Source organism: Acidimicrobiia bacterium (genome assembly GCA_035471805.1).
Taxonomy (GTDB): Bacteria; Actinomycetota; Acidimicrobiia; order Spongiisociales; family JAHEDJ01; genus JAHEDJ01.
The window spans coordinates 1-23,427 of sequence record DATIPS010000017.1 but is presented as its reverse complement, the minus strand read 5'-3'; the positions used below and the strand labels follow the sequence as shown (position 1 = coordinate 23,427).

Genomic DNA, 23,427 nt, shown 5'->3' with positions numbered 1-23,427 from the left:
ATCACGGAGCAGGCGGAGCAAGGCCGGCGTCGTCGCCGGTGTGTTTCCAGTAGCCCCGGACCGTTGCCTGCGAGCGGGGGATCCCGCGCTGCTCGAATAGGTTGCGACGAATGCGGTGGACGGCCGCTGCTTCACCCGCTACCCAGATGCGGGTTCCCGGAGCGATCCCGGTGCCTTCGATTGCCGCGACGAGAGCATCTCCCGGGCGCCCACCGGTGACCGCCGGGTGCCAGGACACCGATACCTTCGGATGGTCGGGCAGCGCCAGCCGGGCATCCGGATCGACGATCTCGATGTGCACTACGACCGGTGTCCGTTGCGGGATGGCCTCGAGCAGCTGACTGATCGCCGGGATGGCGCTCTCGTCGCCGCCGAGTAGGAAAGACTCTGCCTCTTCATCGGGGACGTAGCCACGGCCGGGACCGGATATCGCGGCGGGGGCACCCGCCGTCGCCGATTCTGCCCACCCCGACGCGATTCCACCTTCGTGCAATACGATGTCGAGGTCCAGTTCGAGGTTCACGGGATCAACGCGCCGCGGCGTGAAGGTTCTGATCACCGGCCGAATACCGTCGGGAAGGAGGAACTCGTTGCCGTTCCATTCCGGAATGATCAGCTCTCCCTTTCCCGGCGAAGGTAGCAACAGGCGAACGCTCGCTCCCGGCTCGTCTACGACCAGGCCGTCGAGTTCCGACCCGCCCAAGGTGACCCGGACCATCCGCGGCGACAGAGATTCCGTCCGTCTCACCGTCACCCGGCGGAACGGGGGCGGCGGGCGACGGACCGGCCCCTGGCGCCCGGCGGGACCCGACGCGGTCATCTCCGGCCACCCTTCCTGGCGGCCGGCAGCGCTCCCAGCATCAGCGCGCCGGCAATAGCCGCTCCGGGGATGCTCCACCGCACGACGGCTTCAGACGTGGCGATCCCGATCTGGGCCACCGCCGCCGCCGAACCGGCCAGCAGCAAAACGCCGATGGTCACCACCCGTCGCGTGTGGGGGAACGGTGCGTCGCTGATCCGCCACTCGAACCGGGCGAACACCGCCACCAGGACCAGTGCAACTGCGGCCAGGATCATCAGCCAGACCGGGCGCGTGATCCACCAGAGCCCGGTTCCCGGTTCGATCTTGAAAATCGCCCCGTCGAAGGTGAACAACCCGGCGGCTGCTACCAGAGACATCGCCGAAAGGTGCCACAGATAGAGCGTCATTATCACGCCTGAGACGGCCACAACGGCGTGCCAGGCCCTGGCCCGGGCGGTGAGGCGGCGCACGGCCGGCTGAGCGCCGAGGATGATCCCCAGCTGAATCATGCCCAGCATGGCGATGGCGAACGTGGGTGGCGTCATGTTGGTGACCCCGGCTCCGGGCACACCGACCATCGCCACCGGATACCAACCGGCCCAGGTGACGGCGATCAGGGCGGCGAGCACCGCCCCTGCCATCGTCCAACCGGTGCGAGCCGGTACTCCCCCGGCCTCATCCTTGGCCGCCCACCAGTAGCCGATCTGATGAACGGTCGCCCACACGAACAGGAAGTTGACCCAGGCGACACCCGGCACCTCGAATCTGAACCGGGCCACGTCGACCCCGATCGCGGCGACCGCCGGAACCAGAATTGTGACCGGCCCGAACCGGCGCCACCAGGCATGGGTGAGCGGAGCCATGGCGGTGAGGGTGATGTAGACGGCCAGGAACCAGAGCGGCACCGTGGCCGACATCGCCCCGGCGTACACGACCTCCGGTGGGGCGAAGGTTCGCATGGCCGTTATCAACGCCACCCACACAATCAGCAGGGGTATGACCGGTGTGAACATGCGCCGGGCGCGTGCCGTGATCCAGTCACGGCCGAGCTCCTCGCCGGCGATTACCTTGCGAAGGCCCCGGGCGTTGGCGTAGCCGCCGGCCAGGAAGAAGATCGGCATGACCTGAACCACCCAGGTGACCCAGCCGGAGTAGGGAATCCACTCGAGAGAGTTGAGGAGGGCAATCTCACCGTCCGGTCGCAACCAGATCGAGGCGGCCAGCCAGTGACCGAACATGACAACCAGAATCGCCAGAGCGCGCCAGAAATCGACCGTCCGGTTCCGGCTGGCCGGAGTCCCGGCCGCCAGGCGCGCCGTGTAGGCGAGATACTTCTTCGTGTCCGTCTCCTCCGGGATGTATCCCCATTATCGGGCAGCCGGAACGTGCGGGCGGGTATCGTTGCGCAATCAGACGAAGGGGAGCCCTGCCTCATGTGTGTCGATGCCAACGCCACGCCTCCAATTCGCCCTGTGTCGGGCGCATCCGTCAACCATCGGGACCTGGTCCTGGAGTCCTCGGACGGGAACCGGTTTGCCGCATTCGAGGCATATGCCGACGAACCCGGCGATGCAGCAGTGATCGTGCTGCCCGATGTTCGAGGACTCTTCGGCTTCTATCAGGAACTGGCCGAACGGTTCGCCGAGGTCGGCTACGACTCGATCGCCATCGACTATTTCGGCCGGACCGCCGGAGTCGGGGTACGCGACGAGGCTTTCGATTACATGGAGCACATTCCCCGCACTACGGCCGATGGGGTGAGAAGAGATGTTGCGGCGGCTGTGGCTCACCTTCGGGCCGGGAATCCCGACCGGAAACTATTCACGGTCGGGTTTTGTTTCGGAGGCGGCAACTCCTGGCATCAGGCGGCCAACGGCCACGGTTTGTCCGGCGCGATCGGCTTCTACGGGGTCCCGAACCGGGAGTTCCCCGCCGGTGCAGGGACGGTGATCGACCGCGTCCCCGAAATGAGCTGCCCGGTGCTCGGGCTGATGGGTGGCGATGATCCGGGGATTCCGGCAGAGTCGATCGCCGCCTTCCAGGAAGCTCTGGCTGCGGCGGGCGTCGAGCATGAAGTGATCACCTATCCGGCAGCACCACATTCGTTCTTCGACCGGAGCCAGGAAGAGTTCGCCGCCGAGTCGGCCGATGCCTGGCAACGCGTGCTCGAGTTCATTCTGAGAAATTCCGCCCGAGGAGCAACGAGGTAGGTCGAATAGCTCCCCCTCTTCCGGTCGGTGGTCGGTAGGCCGGGGGTTTGAAACCTGGGCCCCGGGCAACTGCGAGCCCGGAACGACGGCGACCGTCCGGCGGCCGCGCTACTGTCGAACCGGCCGCGGTGGCATTCGATGTTCCTGTTCGCGGCGGCCCTGTCGAAGGGATCAGAGCTGATGGAATACCGACCGCCGTCCGATGCGCCCTCCAGCCGGCTGCCGCGTCCGCTGTGGTGGACATCCGGCGGTGTGATCGTCTTGTTGCTGTCCATGGCCGGTCGCTACGGGTTCCACCGCGACGAGCTGTACTTCATCGTCGCCGGGCGAAGGCTCGACTGGGGATTCGTCGATCAGCCGCCGCTCACTCCGGCGATCGCCCGACTGGCCGAGACCGTCGGCGGGACGTCCCCATTCGCCCTCCGTTTCCTGTCGGCCCTGGCCATCGGCGGTGTGGTGCTCCTGGCCGGATCGATGGCCCGGCGGTTCGGTGGCGGACCGGTTGCTCAGATCTTCGCCGGAGTGACCGCCGGCGGTGCCGGGGTGGCATTGGCGGTCGGGCACTTGCTGAGCACTGCCACGTTCGACTACTTCCTCTGGACGCTCGCCGTCTGGATGCTCATCCGATTGTTGGACGGCGGAGATCAACGCGAGTGGCTGGTTCTCGGGCTGGTCGTGGGTATCGGCCTGCAGAACAAGCATCTGATCGGATTGCTCGCAGTGGCCGTCCTGATCGCCGTCGTGGCTTCGAAACAGCGCAGGCTGCTGGCCGGCCGGTGGCCGTGGATGGGTGCCGGTGCGGCGGCACTGCTGGCGTTGCCCAATCTGATCTGGCAGGCAGCCAACGACTGGCCGCAGTTGGAGATGGCTCGTGCACTCGCAAACCGCAGCGACGGCCCGGTGGCGTTCGTGCTCGAGCAGGTCGGCATTCTGTCGATAACGCTGGCGGTGCCGGCGGCCGTCGGACTGTGGCGCCTGGCCCGTTCACCAGACCTGCGCCGGTGGCAGCCGCTTGCATCGACATTCGGACTGCTCTTCGTGTTCTTTCTCCTCACCGGCGGCAAGTCGTACTACGTCGCTCCCCTGTTCCCGGCTCTGCTGGCCGCCGGTGCTCTGTGGTTCGAGCAGTTGCAGGGGACGGGCAAGCGGGTGATGGCGGGCGCCGGTGCAGCCGGCATCATCATCGGTTTGTTCATTGCCTTGCCGCTGCTCCCGCCCTCCTCTATGTCGGCACTCGACGCGACGGGAGAACTGGGGGAAACGATCGGCTGGCCCGAGCTGGTCGACCAGGTAGCAGCCGTCCACCGGTCGATCCCGGCCGAACAGCGCGGCGAGGTTGCGATCTTCACCGGGTCGTATGGTGAAGCCGGTGCCGTCGACGTCCTGGGGCCGGACGCGGGGCTTCCGCCGGCGGTGAGCGGCCACAACAACTACTGGCTGTGGGGCCCTCCCGACCGGCACGGCCCGGTGATCGGGGTCGGCTGGGTCGGGGACGTGCTGCGGCGCATCTGCCCGGACACGGCCGAGGTAGGCAAGATTTCGAATCCGTACGGAGTCGAGAACGAAGAAGCCGGGTTACCGCTGTTTCTCTGCCTGGCTCCCGAGCGGCAGTTGGCGGAAATCTGGGAAGACGTCCGTCACTTCGAATAGACCGGGCCTGAACCGTGAGTGCTCAGGCGCCGATTGATCCCATCACCCTCATAACGACATGATGCGGATCTGCTCCGGCGGCTTCGAAAACCTGGAATGCCGGATGGGTCTTCTCCTCGTTGAGAGCCCTGTCGTGGTCTTCAATGGTTTTCCAGACTGCCGCAACACGCAGGTAGTCGCCGTCCGTCAACAGGTAGGCCGCCACCAGACCGGCGGGGCGGTCTCCGACCACGAGATCGGACCATTCCCCGACGAGATTGTCATGATCGGCCTTCGGGATCTCCGCATGGGCCATGGAGAGAATCATCTGCAGTCCTCCTCGTCTCGCCGCAGAGTAACCATGCGGGAGAGGCTAGGTAGTGGCGTTTCGCAGAGATTCTGCCGTGTGACTCTTTTCCGGGACCGGCCCCATAAGCCGGCCGTTCCGCGGCGACGAAGCCAGGGGGTTGATGCCCGGACCGGCGGGTCCGGGCACTACCTATGCGGTAGCCGGGTACCCGGATCCCGCATCCCCGCCCGTGACACCGGTTCGGGGGGTGGCTCGTTCGGGACCAACGTCCAGGGGGCCGGCACCCCCGCAAAGGGGGTTTCAATCAGAAAGGGCGATCGCCAAGCCCCATCCGACAAGACCTCATGGCGCGGCAAGTCACCCTGATTCCTCGGCGAAGTCGATCACCCAGGCGCCCTCCGCGAGAAGGAACCCCATTCGTATCGTCCTCTTGCCGAGCGGTTCGCTCATCTCGAGGTACATCTCGGCACGGTCGGATGCCAGCATTTCTGGTGGGCTCAGCTCACTGATCCCGAGCTTCACTCCGAATGTGCTCAGCCGGCCGATGTCGTCCCGGATCTCACCTTCCCGTTCGAGCCGGTAGCCGGTCTCCAGGTAGGCGAGCACGCTCTCGGTGTCGTAGGCGTTGAAAGCTTCCCAATAGGCGAAAGCCAGATCCCGGAGGTCGGCAAGTGGTCCGTCCAGAGACACTGAGGCCGATGATGTCGTCGGTGCAGCGGTCGACGTGGTCGTCGGCGCAGCGGGGGACGTGGTCGTCGGGCCGTTGGCGTCGACAGGGGCGGACCCGGGATTGCCGGGTTGGTTCGCCGAAGCCTGGCAGCCGGTTAGGAGGACGAACCCGATCATCAAAGCCACGCTCTTCATCAACCCTCCTCCAGCTGGTTCTGTCGAGCCTACGCTCTGGTTTCCCAACCGCGCCCGTCCAGTGCAACCCCGGCCCGACACGCGGCGACGGGTTCAGCCCGTTTTCGACTTCTCACGAGGGACGAGCAGTGCGCCCGAGAGAGAAGATCGATGCCCATCGTCCCATTGCACCTCTACCGAGTCGTGATGGAATCCGACCACCTTGCCGGTTCTCGGCTTCTGCCCGGTCTTCTTGGTGAGTTCCTTGACCCTGGTGCCCTTGCGTAACAACTCCTCCTCCTGAGCCTGGTACGGCTAAACCTACACCGGCCGCGGAATCGCCGGGATCTGCCGGTCCGGGGTTTGTGGTCCCGTCCTGCGCGGCGGCCGCAAACAGAATCGACGCACCCTCTCCAAGAGCTCTCGTGACCCGGTTGGACGGTTCTACAGGTGCTCGCCACGAGGAGCCGTCCGTGTCAACCTGAACAGATCTGAAAGGCTTCAATCAAGAGCGTTCTGCGCGGGAAACCGACGTCGTAGATCGTGTCTCCCCAGAAACAGCCCGAATCGTCGCTCTCGAGGAATGCCTGCACGTCGTAGCTCCCGGCCGCTGGATCGACAGAGGCTCGACCGTCGTCGTCGAGCCTCACCTCCAGCACCAGAACGTCGCCATCGAACAACCGGACGATCCCACCTGCCAGGGGGTCTCCCGGCGCGAGAGAGTGGCCGGCCTCCTGGTCGCCGGCAACCACGACTCGAACAGACGACTCACCGGGTGAGCCGGCGCATGCCGAGACGGCCAAGGCAACTGCAAGCAACATCATCTGCGAGCTCTTCTCGCGCATGTTCAGCCTTCCGGGCACCGCGCTGCGTCCTCACCGTACAGGCCCCGGACACCTCACGTCGAGGTTGGGGAGCGGTCGCCAAAGCCCGGGACCACGATGGACGCGGCGGAGGTACTGAATCGAGAGTCGGCCGGGCGATCGACCACAGCTCCCCGGTAGCCTGGGATCGAGATTCCGGAGGAGCACAAGTGAAACTCATCGGCAACATACTGTGGCTGCTACTCGGCGGTGTGGAGCTTGCCATCGGCTACGCACTGGCCGGTCTCATTTCTTTCGCATTGATCTTCACCATCCCGTTCGGAGTGGCGTCATTCCGTTTGGCCGGATACGCGTTGTGGCCGTTCGGACGGGTGCTGGTCCGCAAACCGGGCGCCGGGGTCGGGTCCGGGCTCGCCAATCTGGTCTGGATGCTGATCGCAGGAGTCTGGCTGGCACTCGGCCACCTTCTCGCCGCGCTCATCAACGCCATAACGATCATTGGAATCCCCTTCTCCGTCGCACATCTGAAGCTGGCAGGTGCCGCCCTGACCCCGTTCGGACACGAGGTGGCGCCGATCGGGTCGGCCGGGGTGGTTGCCGAGGTGAGGCAAATCGGGTGAAACCCGCCGTGACACTCCCGATCACAGGTGGATTGATCAAGACGGCTCGCGCCGACCGAACGATCGGCACGACCGCCCCGGCAGCTCCAAGAAGACCCCCGCCGACATCTCCCACCGGTCGCCCGGCACATCCCGTGGAGACCGCATAGAATCGATGTTGCGCTGACTAGAAAAGGGGACGCACCAGTGGCGAAGTACATCACGTTCTTCTCGTACTCGGCAGATGCCGTAAAGGCCATGATCCACCATCCCAGCGATCGGTCTGCTGCTGCAACAGCATTGATCGAGGCATTGGATGGAACCGTAGAGGCGTTCTACTGGATGCAGGGGGATCACGATGGGTTCGTCGTCAGTGACCTTCCGGACAGTGTGAGCGCAAGCGCGCTGGCTGCGGCCGTAGCGAGCACCGGAGCCATCACCAAAATCGAATCGCATGAGATCTTCGACCACGGCCAGCAGGCCGCAATAATTGCGGCGGCCAAGACGGCGCTGGAGGCCTACGTCCCGCCCAACTAACGTCGGCCGATCCTCGACGCCCGGGACGCGATGCGGTTGTCGCCGTCCTCATCCGAAGCCGAACGGGCCGCGAGGCAGACTGCCCTGTTGGTGAGGCAGCGGCCGAGCAGCCTCCGGTGTCGAAACGTCCGCCTCAGAAGCAAACCGATCCGACCGCCGGGAAGGACCGTGCCGGCCTCGGTAGCACTTGCCGCGTCCTGACCGGAGCGGAGCCCCCCGAACTACTGCGCTGAGTCTCCGCGCCGGAACCGCGGGAGTGAGCTCGACGGTGATATAGGCAGGGCTTCCTGGCAGGACTGCCGAATGTGGGGAAATGGTCCTGCCGGATCACGAAAAGCATTCTTCTCTGCGGGAGCGGCAATCCGTTTGATCATGGACGGCCCCAGGGCCTGATCTCGCCTTCCGACCGGGCCAATCGCCGAACTCGAATGGCCCGACCCTTCCCCCGCCGCCGGAAAGTTCCGCCCGCCACCGAAACTCTGGTGCCTCCTATCTCGTCTCCCTCGAGAAGATCGAGACTTTCAAAGGAGACCAGGAAACGTGTGGCTACTGTCAATCCAATCGAACTCAACCCAATCGAAGGCTTCTACCGGGCTCACTCGAACGCGGTATACGCGTTCCTGGTATCCCTGTGCCGCGACCCGGTCTGGGCGGAGGACCTGATGCAGGACACTTTCGTCAAGGCCACCAGGTCTATGGGCGGCTATCGGGGCGGGAATCCCCGGTCGTGGCTGTTCTCGATTGCCCGGTCGGTCTTCATCGATGACACGCGGCGCCGTCGCCCCGTACCGGTCGAGGAGATCGACGATCCGGCAACCAGGGACACCGACGTTACCGAACTCATGCTCATCGACAGGTCCCTATCGAGACTTCCGGAACGACAGCGCACGGCGCTCCTCCTGACCGACCTCTCGGGGCTCAGCTACGCCGAGGTGGCCGATGTGCTCGGCTGCTCGATCGCGGCCGTCAAAGTACTGATCCATCGGGCCAGGATGTCATTCCGGGCCCATTACACGGAGACCAGCCAATGAATCACGAAGAAGCCCAGGAACTCCTCGAGAGCTACGCCGATGGGCAACTCGACCCACCCGCACGCGACCAACTCGAGAATCATCTCCAAGAATGTCCCGACTGCCGGGCGATCATGGACGGAGTCGCACCCGTGAATCTGGAAGCGTTGGGTACCGCCGATGTCGACGAACGGACTCTGCGCCGCTCGGTCCGGCGGGCGCTCTGGCGCACCGTGATCGACGCGGCCGTCATGCTCATCGCCCTCGGTCTGAGCCTGTTCATAATCTCGAACTTCGTGGTTCATCCCCTTCTCATGAACAGGGGCGACCGGGCGGAAGCAGTTGCCCGTGCAACATTCGACGTTGCCGGCATGTTCAACCCGGGGGCATTCGTGGACAAGTTCACCGTCGATTCCGGGGTCCTGGACCGGACCTTCACCGCCACAGTCCAGATGCCGATCGGCGCGGCCCAGGCCGACCTCGGCACCGTCTCGTCGCGAATCGGTCTCTTCGGATCCGAAGGGGAGACGATCTGGCCATTCGCCGAATCCGACCCGAGGGTGGGGTCCGCGCAAGAACTGCTCGGCCGATTGGGTGGCGGAACGGTCGCCACCGTATCAGTCGACTTCTACCCGGCCATCCCGATAGACCAGGCACAGCTTCTGGCAGACTCTCCGGGCGCGGACGTGAGCGTGGTGTGGGCGGGATTCCTGGTCACCGAGGCCGCTCCGGAAGTTGCCGCTTCCGATCCGCTTCGCATGCTCGGATACTCGACCTGCGTCGGGACCGACCGCATCCCCCGTAGTGTCTTCGGCGGCTCCTCGGGCAGTGCGGGCGGTGACTTCGGGATCAGCGGCCCATCGGTACGCAACGCTCTGCAAGAGGTGCGGCGCTCGGTCGACCATCTCGCCGAGAACCCGGACGTGGCAGCCCGCCTCCTCGAAGGTGGAGTTGAAGAATCGGTGCAGCGGGTTGCCGCCTACCTGGCCGACAACGACCCGCAAGTGGAGAGCCTGGTAGTCACCGGACCGACAGATGAGATCCTCAAGTTCATCGACCGGTCCGACAGCAAGGACGGGCGGGTCCTGGCAGTCGACTTCTATAACTGGCTGCGGCCGGTGTGCGGAAGGTGACGGAACGGCGAGTGAGCCGGCACTCGAGCTGCGCGTGACACGACGGGTGAGGGAGTCGGGCCGATCGTGCTTTGCGCTCGCACAACCGGCGAGCGCAAAGCACGGTGTAGCTTGACTCTCACCGCGCGGCCCACTCTCCGATCGAGGTACCAATGGCATCCGTCTTCGACCGCTCCGATTACCAGACGCTCTCGGAAGGCATCTATCTCAACCAGGCGGCCCTCGGCCTGCTGAGCAACACGACGGTCGCCTCTATGCATTCGTTTCTCGACGATGTTGGACGCCACGGCAACCTGCACATGTCCGATGACGATGAGGCAGCCTTCCTCAGTGTTCTGCGTGCGCGGGCCGCACGGCTGTGGCGAACCGAACCGGGCCGGATCGCCATTCTCTCCAGCGCCGGCGAACTGCTCGGTCAGATTCCATACCTGCTGCCGCCGCCCGCCGGGGCCGAAGTGATAGTGGTTGGCAGTGACTTTCCGGCTGTGACACGCCCCTGGCTGCGCCTGGTCGAGCGGGACGAGTGCCGGCTCCGGTTCGTCGAAGACGACCCGGCCACAGATCTGACTGCAGACATCGTTGCGGCGATCAACGACCGAACGTCGCTGGTGGCCGTCGGTTCCGTCCAGTATGCGACCGGCAGCCTGGTCGATGTTCCCCGGCTCCGATTGGCAACCAGAGCGGTCGGGGCGAGGCTCGTCGTCGACGCTACTCAGGGCGCCGGTGCGATAGAGACAAACGTCGCAGACTGGGATGCCGACATCGTGGTCGGCAGCGGATACAAGTGGCTGGGCGGTCATGGGGGCGTTGCGATCGGAGCCATTGAGCCTTCGATACTGGAGCGGACCCCGCCGCTACCGGGTTGGATGGGCGCTCCCGATCCATTCGACTTCGACGCCAGACGAATGCCCCTCGCCGACGACGCCCGGCGGTATACGCAGTCGACCATGTCCTACGTCTCGGTGGTGGGCCTCTCGACTGCACTGGATCAGTTGCTTCCGCTCGGCCGTGAAGCTGTGGGCGAACACGCAAGCCGGCTGGCCCGGCGGCTCGTTGGGACCGTCGCAGCTCACGGCTGGCGGCCCTTTCGGGATCTGGACGATCCGTCCGCCTCTTCTCACATAATCTCATTGGGCCATCCGGACCGACCGGTCGCCGGGAGCGTGGCCCGGCTGCGAGCGGCCGGCATCGTGTGCGGAACACGTGGAGGGCGGATTCGGGTGTCGCTGGCCGGCTACAACGACGAGGGGGACGTCGATGCCCTGGCGCGGGTCCTCGCATGACCTGGGAGCGACGAACGAGAGTTGCCTGATAAGTAGCCTCAGGCTGATGGAGAAACCCCGGGTGGTGATAGTCGGTGGCGGTTTCGGTGGCCTCCACGCCGCCAAGGCGCTGGCAACGGCCCCGGTCGAAGTTGTGCTGATCGACCGCCGCAACCACCACACGTTCCAACCGCTGCTCTACCAGGTCGCTACGGCCGGTTTGAGCGCCATCGAGATCGCCGAACCGATCCGGCGGGTCCTGCGAAAGCAGGGCAACGCCACGGTGCTGATGGGCGAGGTGAGTGGTATCGACCTGGAGCGGCGGGTCGTGATGGCAACCGGCCAGCAGTCGGTGCCGTTCGACTTCCTGATCCTGGCGACCGGCGTGCGGGATGCCTACTTCGGGCATGAGGAGTGGGCGGAACACGCGCCGGGTTTGAAGAGTGTCGACGACGCCCTTGCCATCCGCCATCGCCTCCTCACGGCTTTCGAACGGGCAGAGGTGGAGCCGGACGAAACTAGGCGAGCGGCTCTGCTGACCTTCGTGATCATCGGTGGCGGCGCTACCGGGGCGGAGTTGGCCGGGGCGATAGCCGAGATTTCCCGGCACACCTTCATGGGCGAGTTCCGCAGAATCGATCCCGGCCGGGCCAGGGTCATGCTGATCGAGGGTTCCGATCGGATTCTCTCGTCCTACCGGCCGGCCCTGTCCGCCAAGGCCCGTACTCAGCTCGAGAAGCTGGGTGTCGAGGTCCTCACAGGTAGTCCGGTGACCGACATCGACGAGCACGGCGTGTCGATAGGCGATCGGCGGATAGATGCCGGCACCGTCCTGTGGGCGGCGGGGGTTGAGGCGTCACCGCTCGGAGCGAAGCTGGATGTGCCCGTCGACGAGATGGGAAGAGTGCTGGTGACCGACGATCTTTCTATTCCGGGTCATCCGCACGTCTTCGTCATCGGAGACCTGGCCAACGTCGAACAGGACGGCCGGCCGGTGGCCGGAGTGGCGCCGGCTGCCATACAGATGGGGCGCCACGCCGCCCGGTCCGTCACCGCCCGGCTCAACGGGGACACTCCGGGACCGTTCCGATACGTCGATCGGGGGACTATGGCGACACTGGGGCGGAGCGCCGCCATCGCCCAGATCCACCGGATCAGCTTGTCGGGTTTCCCCGCCTGGCTCGCCTGGCTGTTCGTTCACCTCGTGTTCCTCATCGGATTCCGCAACCGGTTGGTGGTGCTGCTCGAATGGGCCAGGTCGTATCTCACTCACGGGCGAAGCGCACGGCTCATCGTCGGCGACGACTGAAGGAGCACGGCTCCCGGAGACCCGGCCCGGGCTGATCGTCATGCCGGACCGCTCTCGAACTCGGCAGGGAACCGGCGTTATACGCTCAGGGCGAGAGCTTGATGACGGTCCAGTCGCCTGCCAGCGACTGGGTCTCGCACGATCCCTCTGTTGTGATCAGGACGAGTTCGTCCGCCTCGGCGAACTCCGGATAGCCTTCTATCCGTCCGAATCCACACGGTGCGAACGGGTTGATTCCGGCGAGCGACAGGCCGGAACTCCACGTGTGCACAAGGTTCTTCTCGGTGGCGAGGGCAAACTCCGTGAACCGCTCATCGTCCAGGGCATCCAGCTCGGCAGGAACCCGATTCCACACCGGGGTCATAGAGAACGAGCTGTCGACGACGACGAACACGCGGTCGGTTCCGCGAGTTGAGTTCGTGATGAGCGCGAAAGCACCGAACACGACGACGAACCCGGCCAGCCAGATGGCGAGCGGCTTCACTTCTCCTAGATCCCGGCGTTGAACAACGAAGCGATCTTGAATTCCACATCATCCTCGCTGGCATTGATGCTGGCCGCTTCGACCAGCGACGCCAGTTTACCGAGCTCATCGAGATCGGCTTCGAAACCGACCGTGTAGATCGGGATTCTCAGGCCGCCGATCATCTCTTCTGTTTCGCCGAGTGTCAGACCTTCGTTGGTAGCACCGTCGGTGAGGACGATGAGAAGCAGTTTCGAGTCGGGGTTGGAGGCTTTGTGGTCGAGGAGCATCGACAGGCCGAGGGTGATGCCGTCGTACATCGCGGTCCCACCGGCCGGGTTCATGTCTTCGACGGCTGCCACGAACCGCCCTTGTTGGTTGAGATCAAATGGCGCGATCGGGAGCCGTAGCGTGGTCACGTCACTGAACTCGACCATGCCGACCGAGCTCTCAGGGCTGATGAACTCCCGTGCAGAGCGCAGCGCCCTCCGCACCGCCGAGAGGCGGCTGCCGGCCATCGACCCGCTCACGTCCGTGACGAAGACGGCAGCTACGGGTTTGCCTCCGTCCTTCTTGTCCTTCCAGAGTTTCTGTGCCTGGATCAACGTCGCTCCAGAAGGAATCGCAACCGTCGAGTCGTACGCTGGAGGATCGAAACCGAAGTCCGCCGCTTCCTTCATGAACTCAGACTCACCGGCGAAGTCCGCAAACAGCTCCAGAACCTCGAGCTGCTCGGGTGGAAGATCGCCGACGGCGTAGAGCGGATTGTCGTGGCCGACGCCGAACGGGATGAACTCGAAACCGCTCTTCAACGAATCCGTGTTGACGAAGGTTTGATACTCCATGACGAACGCATCGAGGGTTCCCGCCTCCTTTTCGACCGATTCGCGAATCTGCAGCGTGGTCAGCGCCACAAATGGCACCTGTTGTTGGAATTGTTCGAACACGCTTGCAACGTCGGGGGCAACGAGCCGATCCTCCTGCCCACCGGCGAACTCATCGAGAACAGTCAGCAAGAAGTTGAGGCCCGTGCTGGAGGCGAAGGGATCCGTGTAGCCCATCACCACGTCGCCGGCTATCACCGCATCGATCAGGTTCGAAGCGGTCAGATCCCCGTAGGTCGAACGGAGCTCCTCGGCGGTTTCCGACTTCATGACAATCCCGGCTACGTTCGGAACCAGCCGGTCGCTGACGGCCGTCATCGGGCGATGGACCTTCGCCATCTCGATCCAGAGATGGTTGGAGGGGCTGAAACCGGCTGGAAGATTCCGTCCGGCCGAGATGAACTGATAACCCGTACCGGAGGCGATCTTGCGGATTTCGACGCGGGCGACTCTCCCGTCCGCCAGAGCCAGGCTGGCATCGTTGAACGACTCGGCGACCTCGACCATCCACCTGTCCGTACCGTCTCCGGATTTCTCGGTCGACGCGAAGATCTCCGCAACGACTCTGTCCGAACCCCGGGCGGCCGTTACGACCAGCGGAAACTCGTCGATCGGCGGAAGAGTGTCTTCGAGTTCGAGGGTCGGTGGCGGGACGTTGGCTTTGCGGGTGACAGGGGAGTTCTGCCAGCCGATCTCGCCGACCAGTTCTTGCAGTCTGTCCGCCGCCTCGATCGGATCGAGTGGTTCGGCGTCACCGCCACACGATGCGACCAGCATCATGAGTGCGGAAATGACTGCGAGGATTCGCCTCGCCCTCCGGTCCCGCACCTTGCGCGGTTGTGGAGTTCTCATCCGCCGGCCTCGAGTTCGATCGAGGGACTCGCTGATTGCCCTTCCTCCAGGCGACCGATGGCGGCCTCGCCCTCAGCGGTCAGCCGGTCGAGCTCGAGAATGGTATTGGCCATCTGCGGCAGAGCCTCCTTGCGATACCTGGAGATCTCACCAAGAGCGATATTGATGTCCTCGAACGCGGAGCGAAGAGAATCCATATCGAGCATGGTTCCTGCCGCCTGCCGATGTATCTCCGTCCCCTGGGTCTTCAAACGTTCGGCGGTTCCTGCGATCAGGTCGGATGTGGTCCGGTTGATCGCCTCGACCTTGTCGAGGACTATCTTCTGATGGGCCAGGGCGAGGGCCACCGTGACGGCAACCTGGAGTGCGCTCACCGTAACGTCGACCGCACGATCCACGCCCCGAATCAGCTCGCGGTTGTTGCGCACAATGAGTTCGGTTGCCAGGACACCCTGCTGATTGACGGCGAGTTGCTGTTGCAGGTCCATAGTGCGTTGTCGAAGGCCGAACAGAATCTCTTCCTCTATGAACTGACGGCGTGGATCGTCGGGCGAGATTTCACGGCTGAGCTTGTACTGGATTGCCTCGTCCAACGCCTGCCCGAGAGCCGCCTGCTCCGCCAATGACAAGGTGAGTTCTCTCATCTGCTTCTGATCTTCGCTGAGAGTCACGTTGTCCCGTTTGAGCTCATCTCGGCCCTTCTCCAGAGAGTTGATGATCGAATCGATCACCGTCTGTGTGCTCTCGTAGCGCATGAAGTAGCGCTTCAAGGGTGTTCCGATGCCGGGGATGCTGCCCAAGACCCTTGTGAACCATCCGGGGCTGAAGTCAACCGAGGCCGGGTCGAGCTTTTCGACTTCGATTCGAAGATCGGCCAGCGAGTTGGCGATCGGCCCGCCGTCCTCGGTTCCTCTTACGAGGTCCTTGACCGGAGCCTGGAGCATGCGACTTCTGGTGGCGGCTCGACGCTGGAGGTCGCGACCCATGACGTCGACGGCTGTCCGGTTCGTATCACGCGATGACTGGTCTGCGGGGTCGAACGCGACGAGCTGGTCGGCAAACTGCCGTGCGCGCTCTCGGAGTTCTTCGGTGGGATCCGGTTCGGGCAGCGCCAACTCTGCCTTGGTGGCCTCGACATTCAGATCGAGGCTGAGGGCTGAACGCAGTTCAGCGGCTTTGTGGTCCGAGTCGCTCATGGTTCTCCTCCTCCTGGCGGTTGCCGGGTTCCGCCTGCCCTCCGCTGGTTCTAACCGGTCGCGTACTTCGAGGCCCGCTGGGCCAGTTCCTCCAATGCCGCCATGGAGGCTTCTGCGTCCTCGGGTGTCCTTCCGATCGGGGCGTCCGCCAGTGCAGTAGCGGTCTTGTCCATTGCGGTCATGGCCGACTCGTTCTGGCTGAGCAGGTCGGCCACCTTCCTCACCTGGGCCTGGCGGAGAGCTCTTCTGCCCTCCAGCGAGGACCGTTCTCTTTCGGTTGACTCGCCGCTGCCGTTCAGGACGAGTTCCTCGAGCCGGCTCTCGATGTAGCCGTCATCGATGGTGCTGATGCTCTTCAGGCTGATTGCGACTTCTCGGAGGTTGTCGAGCGCCGACAGATAGACCTGCTGCGCCGTCGTCAGATAGCGGGCATACGTCAACTCTCCGGAGTCGAGTCGCCGGCCGAGTACCTCGGCCAGATTGTCACGCTTCTCCTGGAGGGCCCTCAGTTGATAGCCCGGTCTGGTGTCCTCGAGCGCGGCGAGCTCCTTCTCGAGTTTTGCCATCTCCATTTGGTCGACTTCGCTGAGCTTGGGAATCTCAAACTGGAGTCGGGAGAGGGTTCCGGTTGCCGACATCGTGATGGGCCACACCATGATCGCCACAACTCCCAGCGCTATCAGTATTCCGACGAGCACTGCCGGGGGTTGAAACCAGCTGAAGATCGCCCATTCGGCGACGAGAACGGCGACGATGGCCACCCAAGTGGGTGGGTAGGCCAGCACAGCCTTCCACCAGCTCTTCACGAGCGCACTCCCCTCACAGCGCCGCTTCTGGAGCGATGCCTCGCCTCGGCACCGCCCACCGCGGGAGGTTGTCATGAGTCTCCTCATCCCCCGAGGCGCCTCGAGTTTGACTATACATGACACAAGGGAGGCTCGTCCCGACCGTCCATTCCGGCGCAATGAAGCTGAACGGTCGGAGTCGCCTGCCGGCGCGCCGGAGGACTCTCCGTGCGTTCCGGATCCTCGGCCGGCGCGACGCAGCAGCCCGACGGGCCGGGCGACGCACGGTTCTCGAGGGTCGAACCACTCGCCGACTGTATTGTTGCGCCGGGCGCCGCAGACGGTGGCACGCTGACGGGAGTATTGGTGAACCCAAAGGTCGACGACTACATCAGCCGGTCGGAGAAGTGGCCGGAGGAGATGTTGGGCCTGCGGTCGATCCTGCTGGGTTGCGGGCTGACCGAGGAGTTCAAGTGGGGCAAACCCTGCTACAGCCATGAGGGCAGCAACATCGTCATCCTCCAGGAGATGAAGGAGTTCCTCGCCCTCATGTTCTTCAAGGGTGCCTTGCTGAGAGACTCAGAAGGTGTGCTCGAGCAGCAGGGACCGAACTCGAGGTCGGCTCGCCGCATTCCTTTCACTTCGGCAGAGGATGTGGCCCGGCTCGGCGATACCGTCGAGGCCTTTATCCGCGAGGCCATCGAGGTCGAGGAGGCGGGCCTGGAGATGGGTCCGGCACCCGAACTTGTCGTTGCCGAGGAGCTTCAGGATCGCCTCGACCAGGACCCGGCGTTCAAGGCTGCTTTCGAGTCGCTGACCCCCGGCCGGCAGCGCGAGTACAACCTCTACTTCTCGGATGCCAGGCAATCTCAGACGCGCGCGGCACGGGTGGAGAAGTACGCGGGGAAGATACTGGACGGAAAGGGCTTCCGCGACCGCTGATCTGCCGGTTGCCCGGACCCGGCCGGCCGGCGGAGAGCGCTACCGGGAGCTTGGTGGCGAACGGTCATCCGGGTTGATCTGCCGGCCCGGTGTCACGATCCGGTGGAATGGCGGGTGCCGCGGTCCAGTATCTCGATTCCGGTCGGTTCGACTTCGATGACACAGTGACGACTGGCCGGGTCGGCGGTGGACAGGTACCTGCTCGTCAGGAACAACCGGTGCAGGTGTCTGAGGCTCATGAGCAGTCCCGGCAGTGAGCGGAAGTACTTGCGGGCATCACGACGCTTGTACTCCGAGAGCAGGTCGGGCTCGGTTCTGATCGACGCGGTACCGGTGATCCTCACCAGCCGGGAGTCGGTCGGGTTCTGCTCGATCTCGAACAGCAGCTGAACAGCCGGGTTCACCGCCACATTGCGAGCGGCCAGTGTCCCTGTCATCGTCCCCAGCCAGAGACGCGAACCATCGACTACGAAGTAGTTGGGGTTGACGTGGGGCCGGCCCGACCGCGATACGGTGGCCATGCGGGCAACCATGGCACGCTCCAACAGGTGCTGGACGACCCGATCAGCCGCTATCACGTTTCCACCTCATGCGCCCGTAGTTCCAGCTCGACACCAGAGACGGGTCCACTTCAAACCAGTGCAGGTTCTCCCGTGAAGACGGCGGGAGCGGACGCGCAATGCCCCGCACATACACGGCACGAAGCTCGAAGAACAGCACACCATCGTCAACGATCAACACCACCTCGGTGGACGGATCAGGGGCCTGGTTGTCCGGTTCGATGCCGATCAGGTACCGGCCGTCTTCGTATCGCAGGCGAGCCGGCTCGATCCGAGGGCCTCCCCCGCTGATGAAGCCGACGCAAGCGCGGGCAGGGCGTTCGAGCAGATCCAGCGACTCGTTCAGCGGAACTCGAACCGTTACCTCGCGCGACAAGACCACTCCCCATGCCTGGTTCTCGACGTCCGTGAGCGGCGGAGCCGGTTGCCCGCCGCCGAAGGGGTCTCCGTGTGGCAGCAACGCTAGCCAACGCGCCGGGCGCGCGTCCCGTCCGGTGTGCGACCGCCGGGCCTGACGGAGCATGCCTCGAACCTCCGAGCGGCTCCTCAAACCACCCTTTCTCGAAGCCGGATCGGACTATCCGCCGGTGGCTCGATTTCGACGGTTCTGGCAGATTTCTTGGAGACATAGGTCTGATTCCGTGGTCTAATAGCGGCCGACCACTCGAGTCGTGGTCTCAATGTTGGGGGAGGACAAACGAATGAAAGCTACTTACTCACTGCGGCTGTCCGCAGCGGCTCTTGCAACGCTCCTTCTTGCTCTGGTGTTTGCCGCGCCGGTAGGCGCAGATCAGCAGACTCGGATTGTCGACGCGCAGGGTCGGATTGTCGACGCGATCGTGCTGTTGGATCACACCCCCAACGCGAGCGACGAAGCGCTTGTCGCCGGCCTCGGCGGTCAGGTCGGGAGAAGGCTGGAGAACATCAACGTCCTCACCGTGTCGCTCCCCGAGCCGGCGCTGGCGGCCTTGAGTAACCGCCCGGGAGTGGTCAGCGTCGAGCGGGCTCGCGATGACATCTCCTTCCACGATCACGCCACAACAGGCCCGGCCGACGAGTTGCAATGGGGTGTCAACCGGGTAGACGCGGAAATCGCACACGTGGCCGGTACGACGTCGACCGGTGCGACGTGGAGCGGTGAGAAGGGCGACGGCGTCGTGGTGGCGGTGGTCGACACGGGCATCGATCTCGACCACCCCGAGTTCACCGGCCGTATCGACGACCGGCGGATGTCCTTTGCGGGGCGTAACCCGTCGAGCGACGTCAGCGACAAGAACGGCCACGGCACCCACACCGCAGGAATCGTGGGCGCCGCGGATGACGGCACTGGTGTCGTAGGTGTCGCACCCGATGCGACGATCCTCCCGATTCAGGTTTCAAAGGGCAGCCGCATCACCGACGAGGCGATCCTTGCCGCCTTCGACTATCTCCTCGGTCTCGAGACGGGTTCGGTCGACGTTGTGAGCATGAGCTTCGGCAGCAGCCAGTCATCGACCGCTGAAAGTAGTGCCCTCCTGTTGTTGAAGAACAAGGGAATGACCCTCGTGGCCTCGGCAGGAAACGACAGCGGCGGTCCGGTGGGCTATCCCGCCGCATACCCGCACGTGATCGCCGTGTCCTCGACGACGGTAGACGACACGCTTTCGAGCTTCAGCAGCGTCGGGTTGACCGCAAGTGACCTGGCGGCTCCCGGCAGCAGCATCTACTCGACGAGCAAGGACGGCGGCTACGTCCACATGAGCGGCACGTCGATGTCTGCTCCGCACGTCGCCGGGGCGGCTGCTCTGGTCATCGGGGCTTCGCCGTCCGCCGACGCCAGAGCGGTACTGACGGGCAGCGCCGAGGATATCGGGCTAACGACGGCCCAGATGGGCGCCGGCCTTCTCGACGTCGCCTTCTCCCTGGGTCTTCCATCAGGCAACAATATGGGGAATCTGCCGCCGGTGGTCGATGCGGGCGCCGACCAGACGGTTGTGCTTCCCGTATCCGTGAACTTGAGCGGAACCGCCACCGATGCAAACGGCGACCTACTCGAATTCTCATGGACGGTGCAGAATGCTCCCGTCGGGTCGGGCGCGACACTGATTGCGTCCACCGCGGACACAACCTTTACTCCGGACCTAGCGGGCACCTACACGCTGCAGCTGACTGTCACGGAGAGGGACACGACCGACCAGTACTCCGCAAGTGACACCATCGTCATAACGGCGCTTGCCGAGGGTGCAGAGTTTGTAACTTACGGCGTTACGTCGATCACCGTTGAAAGGACATCCCAGGGACGCTGGGAGAACGTGGTCTTCACGGCAACCATCAAGACCGCCGCCGGGGCGCCGGTGGAAGGTGCGTCCGTCACTGCCTCGATCTCCCGGCCCGGCCGTGTCTTTGCCGACCTCACCGACACAACCGACGCTTCGGGCCAAACATCGTTCACGATCCGACGGGCGGTAAGTGAGACCTACAGCATCGTCATCAAGAACGTGACCGACAGCGACCCGCTGCTGGTGTGGGACGGTATAGAGGCGTCGACGTCGGAATAGGCCGGATACCGGCCCTCGTCGAACAAGCCGTGTCGATAGAGCACACGGGTGCACGCCGGCAACGGTAGGGAGCGGCTTTTCTGCTGGTGACGCTTTGCCATCAAAGCGTCACCAGCAAAACCCCTGGTCAGAGCATGTTTCCGACCGCACAGGTTGCGCAACGGGCGGGAAGCGTCACCAGTTCCCCGGCCGAATATGTGATAATGCTGCCAAGTAAACGAGTGCCCAGAGCGCCCGGCCGGCGAGCCAGGCGCTCGCCTCGTTTTGAGGAGGTTGCGCATGAGCGACCGCAAAGAGGGCACATTCGTGCCGGCACCGCAATCGCGCTGTGTGATGTGCGGACACCCGGACCGGCAGCAGTTGGACGACGATCTGATCTGTCGGCGTCGTACTCAGTCGGCGATCGCAGCATCGCTGGGGATCCACCCGTCGGCTGTGTCACGGCACCTGAACAACCACACGATCCCCAACTTGGCCAACAAGATCGTCACAGATGGTGCCGCCGTGACTCAGGTTGGAGACGAACTCGACCGCCTCTACAACCAGGCACGGCTATTGATGGGTCTCGCGTTGGGGGCCGGTGATCTGCGGATGGCTCGAGATTTCTTCCGTGAACAGCTCAATGTTCTGGAACTGGAACTCAAATTCGCCGAGCGAATGCCCGAGCACGGGCTCAAGCGGATCATCGATCAAACGGCTGAAGGCCGCGACCGCAGCGCCGAGCAGCTTCGAGAGGACCTCTACGCCCGTTTCGCATCCCTTGATGAGAAACGGAAGATCCGGGAGGCCGCAGCTGTGGCTGAGATGGAGCGGCAGCAGGAGGAGAAGAGGCTGATGAGAGAACAACGAGGAGGCCGATGACCCGAACTCGAATCGGCATTATCGGGACCCAGCTATACCGACCACTGACGTTCTCTGATTCTGTTTATCACGTCGATCGGAGCGAAGTGCGACAAATAGGTGTCGGTGGTCTGAAGGGACAAATGTCCGAGCTGGCGCTGGATGATCGGCAGCGGAACCCCCTCGTGCAATAGCTCAAATGCGTGGGTGTGCCGCAAACCATGCGGATGAACTCGCTTCGCGATGCCGGCTGCTTCGGCCAGCCGGGGAAGCAGAGTACGCACATAGGAACCGGCCAATGGCCGCCCCTTGAGACTGCAGAACAGAGGTGCGTGCCCGTTCACGCCGAGCGCCGCACGTTGGACGTTCCACTCCTCGAGGACTTCAAGCGCTCCCCCGTCGATGCCGACGGTCCGACGGCGATCACCCTTGCCGTGAAGTACAGAAACTGCGCCCATCCAGCGGTCGACATCCTTCGGGATCAATTGGAGGGCCTCTGAGCAGCGGAGGCCCGTGCGGTAGAGCAGAGTGATGAGCGCACGATTCCGTATCCCTGTGGCGGTGGATTCCGGACATGCTCGGATCAGCGCCTTGACCTCGTCCGGCGTCAGGATCTCGACCGGATAGCGTTTTCCCTTGTTGGCAGGAGGTTTCGACATTCCGGTCGCACTCATGTGACAATCATAATCCAGTTTGCATACATGTGTATGCACACGGAGATCCGCCGATCGCTTCAACACTGGCTCTAGGGTGTGCCGATGGGCCGCAAAGTCGATGCCTCGCTGCTGGTCGGCGCAGCCGAAATCGCAGAACGATTCGGGCTCGCACAGGCCCAAACCGTCCACGCATGGCGCCGCCGGTACTCCAACTTCCCTGAACCGGTTGTCCGGCTCCAGAAGGCCTTCATCTGGTACTGGCCCGACGTACAGAAATGGGGAAGAGCAAGCGGCCGGTTGCCGTCCTGAACCTTCCGGTTCGATCGACCCCGTGATACGTTGTGAGCACAACAGGCGAGCGCTACAACGAGCGTCTTTCCAGACGGAAGGGCGCTCGTGCTATTTGTCAGGTCCCGAGCCGACCCAGTTGAGACGCGACGGTCCTAACAGGCAGCTCGTTCAACCCCTATCCTCGCTCCGGTCCGTCCTGAGAGGATTCACTGAAATGCCCGAACGCCCACTCCCGCCGGCCGGCTGGTACGACGATCCGCAACAGCCGGGCAAGTTGCGCTGGTGGGACGGGCAGACCTGGCTGGCCGAATGGCAGGACAAGGCGGCACATCTGAACGGTGGGTCGATCCGGCCCACTCCTGTCAGAGATTTCAAGTGGTACTTCTCGTTCTCCGGACGGATCAGGCGAAGTGAATGGTGGACCATCTACTCGATGGCCATCGGCGGCGTGATCCTGCTCAGCATCATCGCGAGCCCGGCCCTGGAGACGCAGGGCCTCTTCGCCGGCATCTTCATGATGTTGTGGCTCGCCACGATGTGGATCGTTCTGGCATCCAACGTGAAGCGCCTCCACGACCGAGGCAGATCGGGATGGTTCCTGCTGATCGCCCTGATCCCATTTGCCGGGTTCTGGGTATTGATCGAGGTTGGATTCCTGCGCGGAACGGTCGGACCGAATGTCTACGGATCCGACCCGCTCACTGTGGCTGCGTAGCCGTCTGGGTCAGTGTCCGACGGATGTCTTCCGGGCGCGGCGGCCATCGATCGCTCGGCCACATCCTCGATGATGTCGCTTTGGTCTGGTCCAATCGGTAGATAGCCCTACGGCGGGGGTCGTAGCCGGAAGGCGTCCATGTCTCCGTCGTTCCACTCCTCGTAGGGGGACCATCCCGGCACGAAGTCGGCTTTGTGACTGAAGTGCGGTCCGAGATGGTCGGGTACGTCCTCGCACA

26 protein-coding genes are annotated in these 23,427 nt (G+C 63.9%); 13 read left to right on the top strand and 13 right to left on the bottom strand.

Translation table 11 applies throughout. From position 1 onward, the window contains the following. Position 1: 1 nt before the first annotated feature. Positions 2 to 820, bottom strand: a complete 819-nt coding sequence (locus VLT15_03865) for a siderophore-interacting protein (protein HSR44353.1) — start codon at positions 818 to 820, stop codon at positions 2 to 4. Beyond that, positions 817 to 2,112: an acyltransferase gene (locus tag VLT15_03860; GenBank protein HSR44352.1), complete on the bottom strand. Its 1,296-nt coding sequence runs from the start codon at positions 2,110 to 2,112 to the stop codon at positions 817 to 819. The genes VLT15_03865 and VLT15_03860 overlap by 4 nt, the downstream gene beginning before the upstream one ends. Before the next feature lie 123 nt (positions 2,113 to 2,235). Here VLT15_03860 and VLT15_03855 point away from each other — a divergent pair, with 123 nt between their 5' ends. Continuing rightward, a complete protein-coding gene (locus VLT15_03855; protein HSR44351.1) occupies positions 2,236 to 3,012 on the top strand; it encodes a dienelactone hydrolase family protein in 777 nt (258 codons plus the stop codon). A 180-nt stretch (positions 3,013 to 3,192) separates the two neighbouring features. Next, positions 3,193 to 4,662 (top strand): glycosyltransferase family 39 protein, encoded by a 1,470-nt coding sequence (locus VLT15_03850; GenBank protein ID HSR44350.1) that lies wholly within the window; start codon positions 3,193 to 3,195, stop codon positions 4,660 to 4,662. A 22-nt stretch (positions 4,663 to 4,684) separates the two neighbouring features. Here the strand turns inward: VLT15_03850 and VLT15_03845 are convergent, their stop codons facing one another. From VLT15_03845 to VLT15_03830, 4 genes are all read right to left on the bottom strand, one after another. After that, the gene (locus VLT15_03845; protein HSR44349.1) at positions 4,685 to 4,969 is read right to left on the bottom strand and encodes a hypothetical protein; all 285 of its coding nucleotides are present in this window, start codon (positions 4,967 to 4,969) and stop codon (positions 4,685 to 4,687) included. Positions 4,970 to 5,308: 339 nt separating this feature from the next. Further along, positions 5,309 to 5,815 carry a hypothetical protein gene (locus tag VLT15_03840; protein HSR44348.1) on the bottom strand — a complete coding sequence of 169 codons (507 nt, stop codon included), beginning with the start codon at positions 5,813 to 5,815 and terminating at the stop codon, positions 5,309 to 5,311. Between the two features lie 93 nt (positions 5,816 to 5,908). After that, a complete protein-coding gene (locus VLT15_03835) occupies positions 5,909 to 6,085 on the bottom strand; it encodes a hypothetical protein (GenBank protein ID HSR44347.1) in 177 nt (58 codons plus the stop codon). Positions 6,086 to 6,270: 185 nt separating this feature from the next. Next, entirely contained in the window at positions 6,271 to 6,639 is a 369-nt protein-coding gene (locus VLT15_03830) for a hypothetical protein (GenBank protein HSR44346.1), read from the bottom strand. 188 nt (positions 6,640 to 6,827) lie between these two features. Here VLT15_03830 and VLT15_03825 point away from each other — a divergent pair, with 188 nt between their 5' ends. The 6 genes from VLT15_03825 (at position 6,828) to VLT15_03800 (ending at position 12,468) form a co-directional block, all read left to right on the top strand. Beyond that, a complete protein-coding gene (locus VLT15_03825) occupies positions 6,828 to 7,238 on the top strand; it encodes a YccF domain-containing protein (GenBank protein HSR44345.1) in 411 nt (136 codons plus the stop codon). A 186-nt stretch (positions 7,239 to 7,424) separates the two neighbouring features. Further along, a complete protein-coding gene (locus VLT15_03820; GenBank protein ID HSR44344.1) occupies positions 7,425 to 7,754 on the top strand; it encodes a GYD domain-containing protein in 330 nt (109 codons plus the stop codon). A gap of 542 nt (positions 7,755 to 8,296) precedes the next feature. Then, entirely contained in the window at positions 8,297 to 8,785 is a 489-nt protein-coding gene (locus VLT15_03815; GenBank protein HSR44343.1) for an RNA polymerase sigma factor, read from the top strand. Then, positions 8,782 to 9,897, top strand: a complete 1,116-nt coding sequence (locus tag VLT15_03810; protein ID HSR44342.1) for a zf-HC2 domain-containing protein — start codon at positions 8,782 to 8,784, stop codon at positions 9,895 to 9,897. Before VLT15_03815 ends, VLT15_03810 begins: the two co-directional genes overlap by 4 nt. Before the next feature lie 152 nt (positions 9,898 to 10,049). Then, on the top strand, positions 10,050 to 11,180 hold the full coding sequence (locus tag VLT15_03805; GenBank protein ID HSR44341.1) for an aminotransferase class V-fold PLP-dependent enzyme: 1,131 nt from the start codon (positions 10,050 to 10,052) through the stop codon (positions 11,178 to 11,180). Between the two features lie 46 nt (positions 11,181 to 11,226). Next, positions 11,227 to 12,468 (top strand): NAD(P)/FAD-dependent oxidoreductase, encoded by a 1,242-nt coding sequence (locus VLT15_03800; GenBank protein ID HSR44340.1) that lies wholly within the window; start codon positions 11,227 to 11,229, stop codon positions 12,466 to 12,468. Between the two features lie 85 nt (positions 12,469 to 12,553). Here the strand turns inward: VLT15_03800 and VLT15_03795 are convergent, their stop codons facing one another. From VLT15_03795 to VLT15_03780, 4 genes are read right to left on the bottom strand one after another with little or no spacing between them, the layout of a single operon-like run. Further along, positions 12,554 to 12,952, bottom strand: coding sequence for a hypothetical protein (locus tag VLT15_03795; protein ID HSR44339.1), 399 nt, complete (start codon positions 12,950 to 12,952; stop codon positions 12,554 to 12,556). A 5-nt stretch (positions 12,953 to 12,957) separates the two neighbouring features. Next, positions 12,958 to 14,667: a VWA domain-containing protein gene (locus VLT15_03790; GenBank protein ID HSR44338.1), complete on the bottom strand. Its 1,710-nt coding sequence runs from the start codon at positions 14,665 to 14,667 to the stop codon at positions 12,958 to 12,960. Then, the gene (locus VLT15_03785; protein HSR44337.1) at positions 14,664 to 15,863 is read right to left on the bottom strand and encodes a toxic anion resistance protein; all 1,200 of its coding nucleotides are present in this window, start codon (positions 15,861 to 15,863) and stop codon (positions 14,664 to 14,666) included. The genes VLT15_03790 and VLT15_03785 overlap by 4 nt, the downstream gene beginning before the upstream one ends. Positions 15,864 to 15,913: 50 nt before the next feature. Beyond that, positions 15,914 to 16,669 carry a hypothetical protein gene (locus tag VLT15_03780; GenBank protein ID HSR44336.1) on the bottom strand — a complete coding sequence of 252 codons (756 nt, stop codon included), beginning with the start codon at positions 16,667 to 16,669 and terminating at the stop codon, positions 15,914 to 15,916. Positions 16,670 to 16,999: 330 nt separating this feature from the next. Here VLT15_03780 and VLT15_03775 point away from each other — a divergent pair, with 330 nt between their 5' ends. Then, positions 17,000 to 17,590, top strand: coding sequence for a YdeI/OmpD-associated family protein (locus VLT15_03775; protein HSR44335.1), 591 nt, complete (start codon positions 17,000 to 17,002; stop codon positions 17,588 to 17,590). Positions 17,591 to 17,682: 92 nt separating this feature from the next. Here VLT15_03775 and VLT15_03770 read toward each other — a convergent pair whose 3' ends face one another. Continuing rightward, entirely contained in the window at positions 17,683 to 18,168 is a 486-nt protein-coding gene (locus tag VLT15_03770) for a pyridoxamine 5'-phosphate oxidase family protein (GenBank protein HSR44334.1), read from the bottom strand. After that, positions 18,155 to 18,673, bottom strand: a complete 519-nt coding sequence (locus VLT15_03765; GenBank protein HSR44333.1) for a hypothetical protein — start codon at positions 18,671 to 18,673, stop codon at positions 18,155 to 18,157. The genes VLT15_03770 and VLT15_03765 overlap by 14 nt, the downstream gene beginning before the upstream one ends. Before the next feature lie 178 nt (positions 18,674 to 18,851). Here VLT15_03765 and VLT15_03760 point away from each other — a divergent pair, with 178 nt between their 5' ends. Beyond that, positions 18,852 to 20,687 (top strand): S8 family serine peptidase, encoded by a 1,836-nt coding sequence (locus tag VLT15_03760; protein ID HSR44332.1) that lies wholly within the window; start codon positions 18,852 to 18,854, stop codon positions 20,685 to 20,687. A gap of 279 nt (positions 20,688 to 20,966) precedes the next feature. Next, on the top strand, positions 20,967 to 21,548 hold the full coding sequence (locus VLT15_03755; GenBank protein HSR44331.1) for a hypothetical protein: 582 nt from the start codon (positions 20,967 to 20,969) through the stop codon (positions 21,546 to 21,548). Between the two features lie 32 nt (positions 21,549 to 21,580). On the opposite strand, the gene VLT15_03750 is transcribed toward VLT15_03755, so the two are convergent. Then, the gene (locus VLT15_03750) at positions 21,581 to 22,201 is read right to left on the bottom strand and encodes a site-specific integrase (GenBank protein ID HSR44330.1); all 621 of its coding nucleotides are present in this window, start codon (positions 22,199 to 22,201) and stop codon (positions 21,581 to 21,583) included. 84 nt (positions 22,202 to 22,285) lie between these two features. On the opposite strand from VLT15_03750, the gene VLT15_03745 reads away from it, so the two are divergent. Next, complete coding sequence (locus VLT15_03745; GenBank protein HSR44329.1) at positions 22,286 to 22,492, top strand: hypothetical protein; 207 nt, start codon at positions 22,286 to 22,288, stop codon at positions 22,490 to 22,492. A 196-nt stretch (positions 22,493 to 22,688) separates the two neighbouring features. Continuing rightward, complete coding sequence (locus VLT15_03740) at positions 22,689 to 23,189, top strand: DUF805 domain-containing protein (protein ID HSR44328.1); 501 nt, start codon at positions 22,689 to 22,691, stop codon at positions 23,187 to 23,189. Positions 23,190 to 23,427 lie beyond the last annotated feature (238 nt).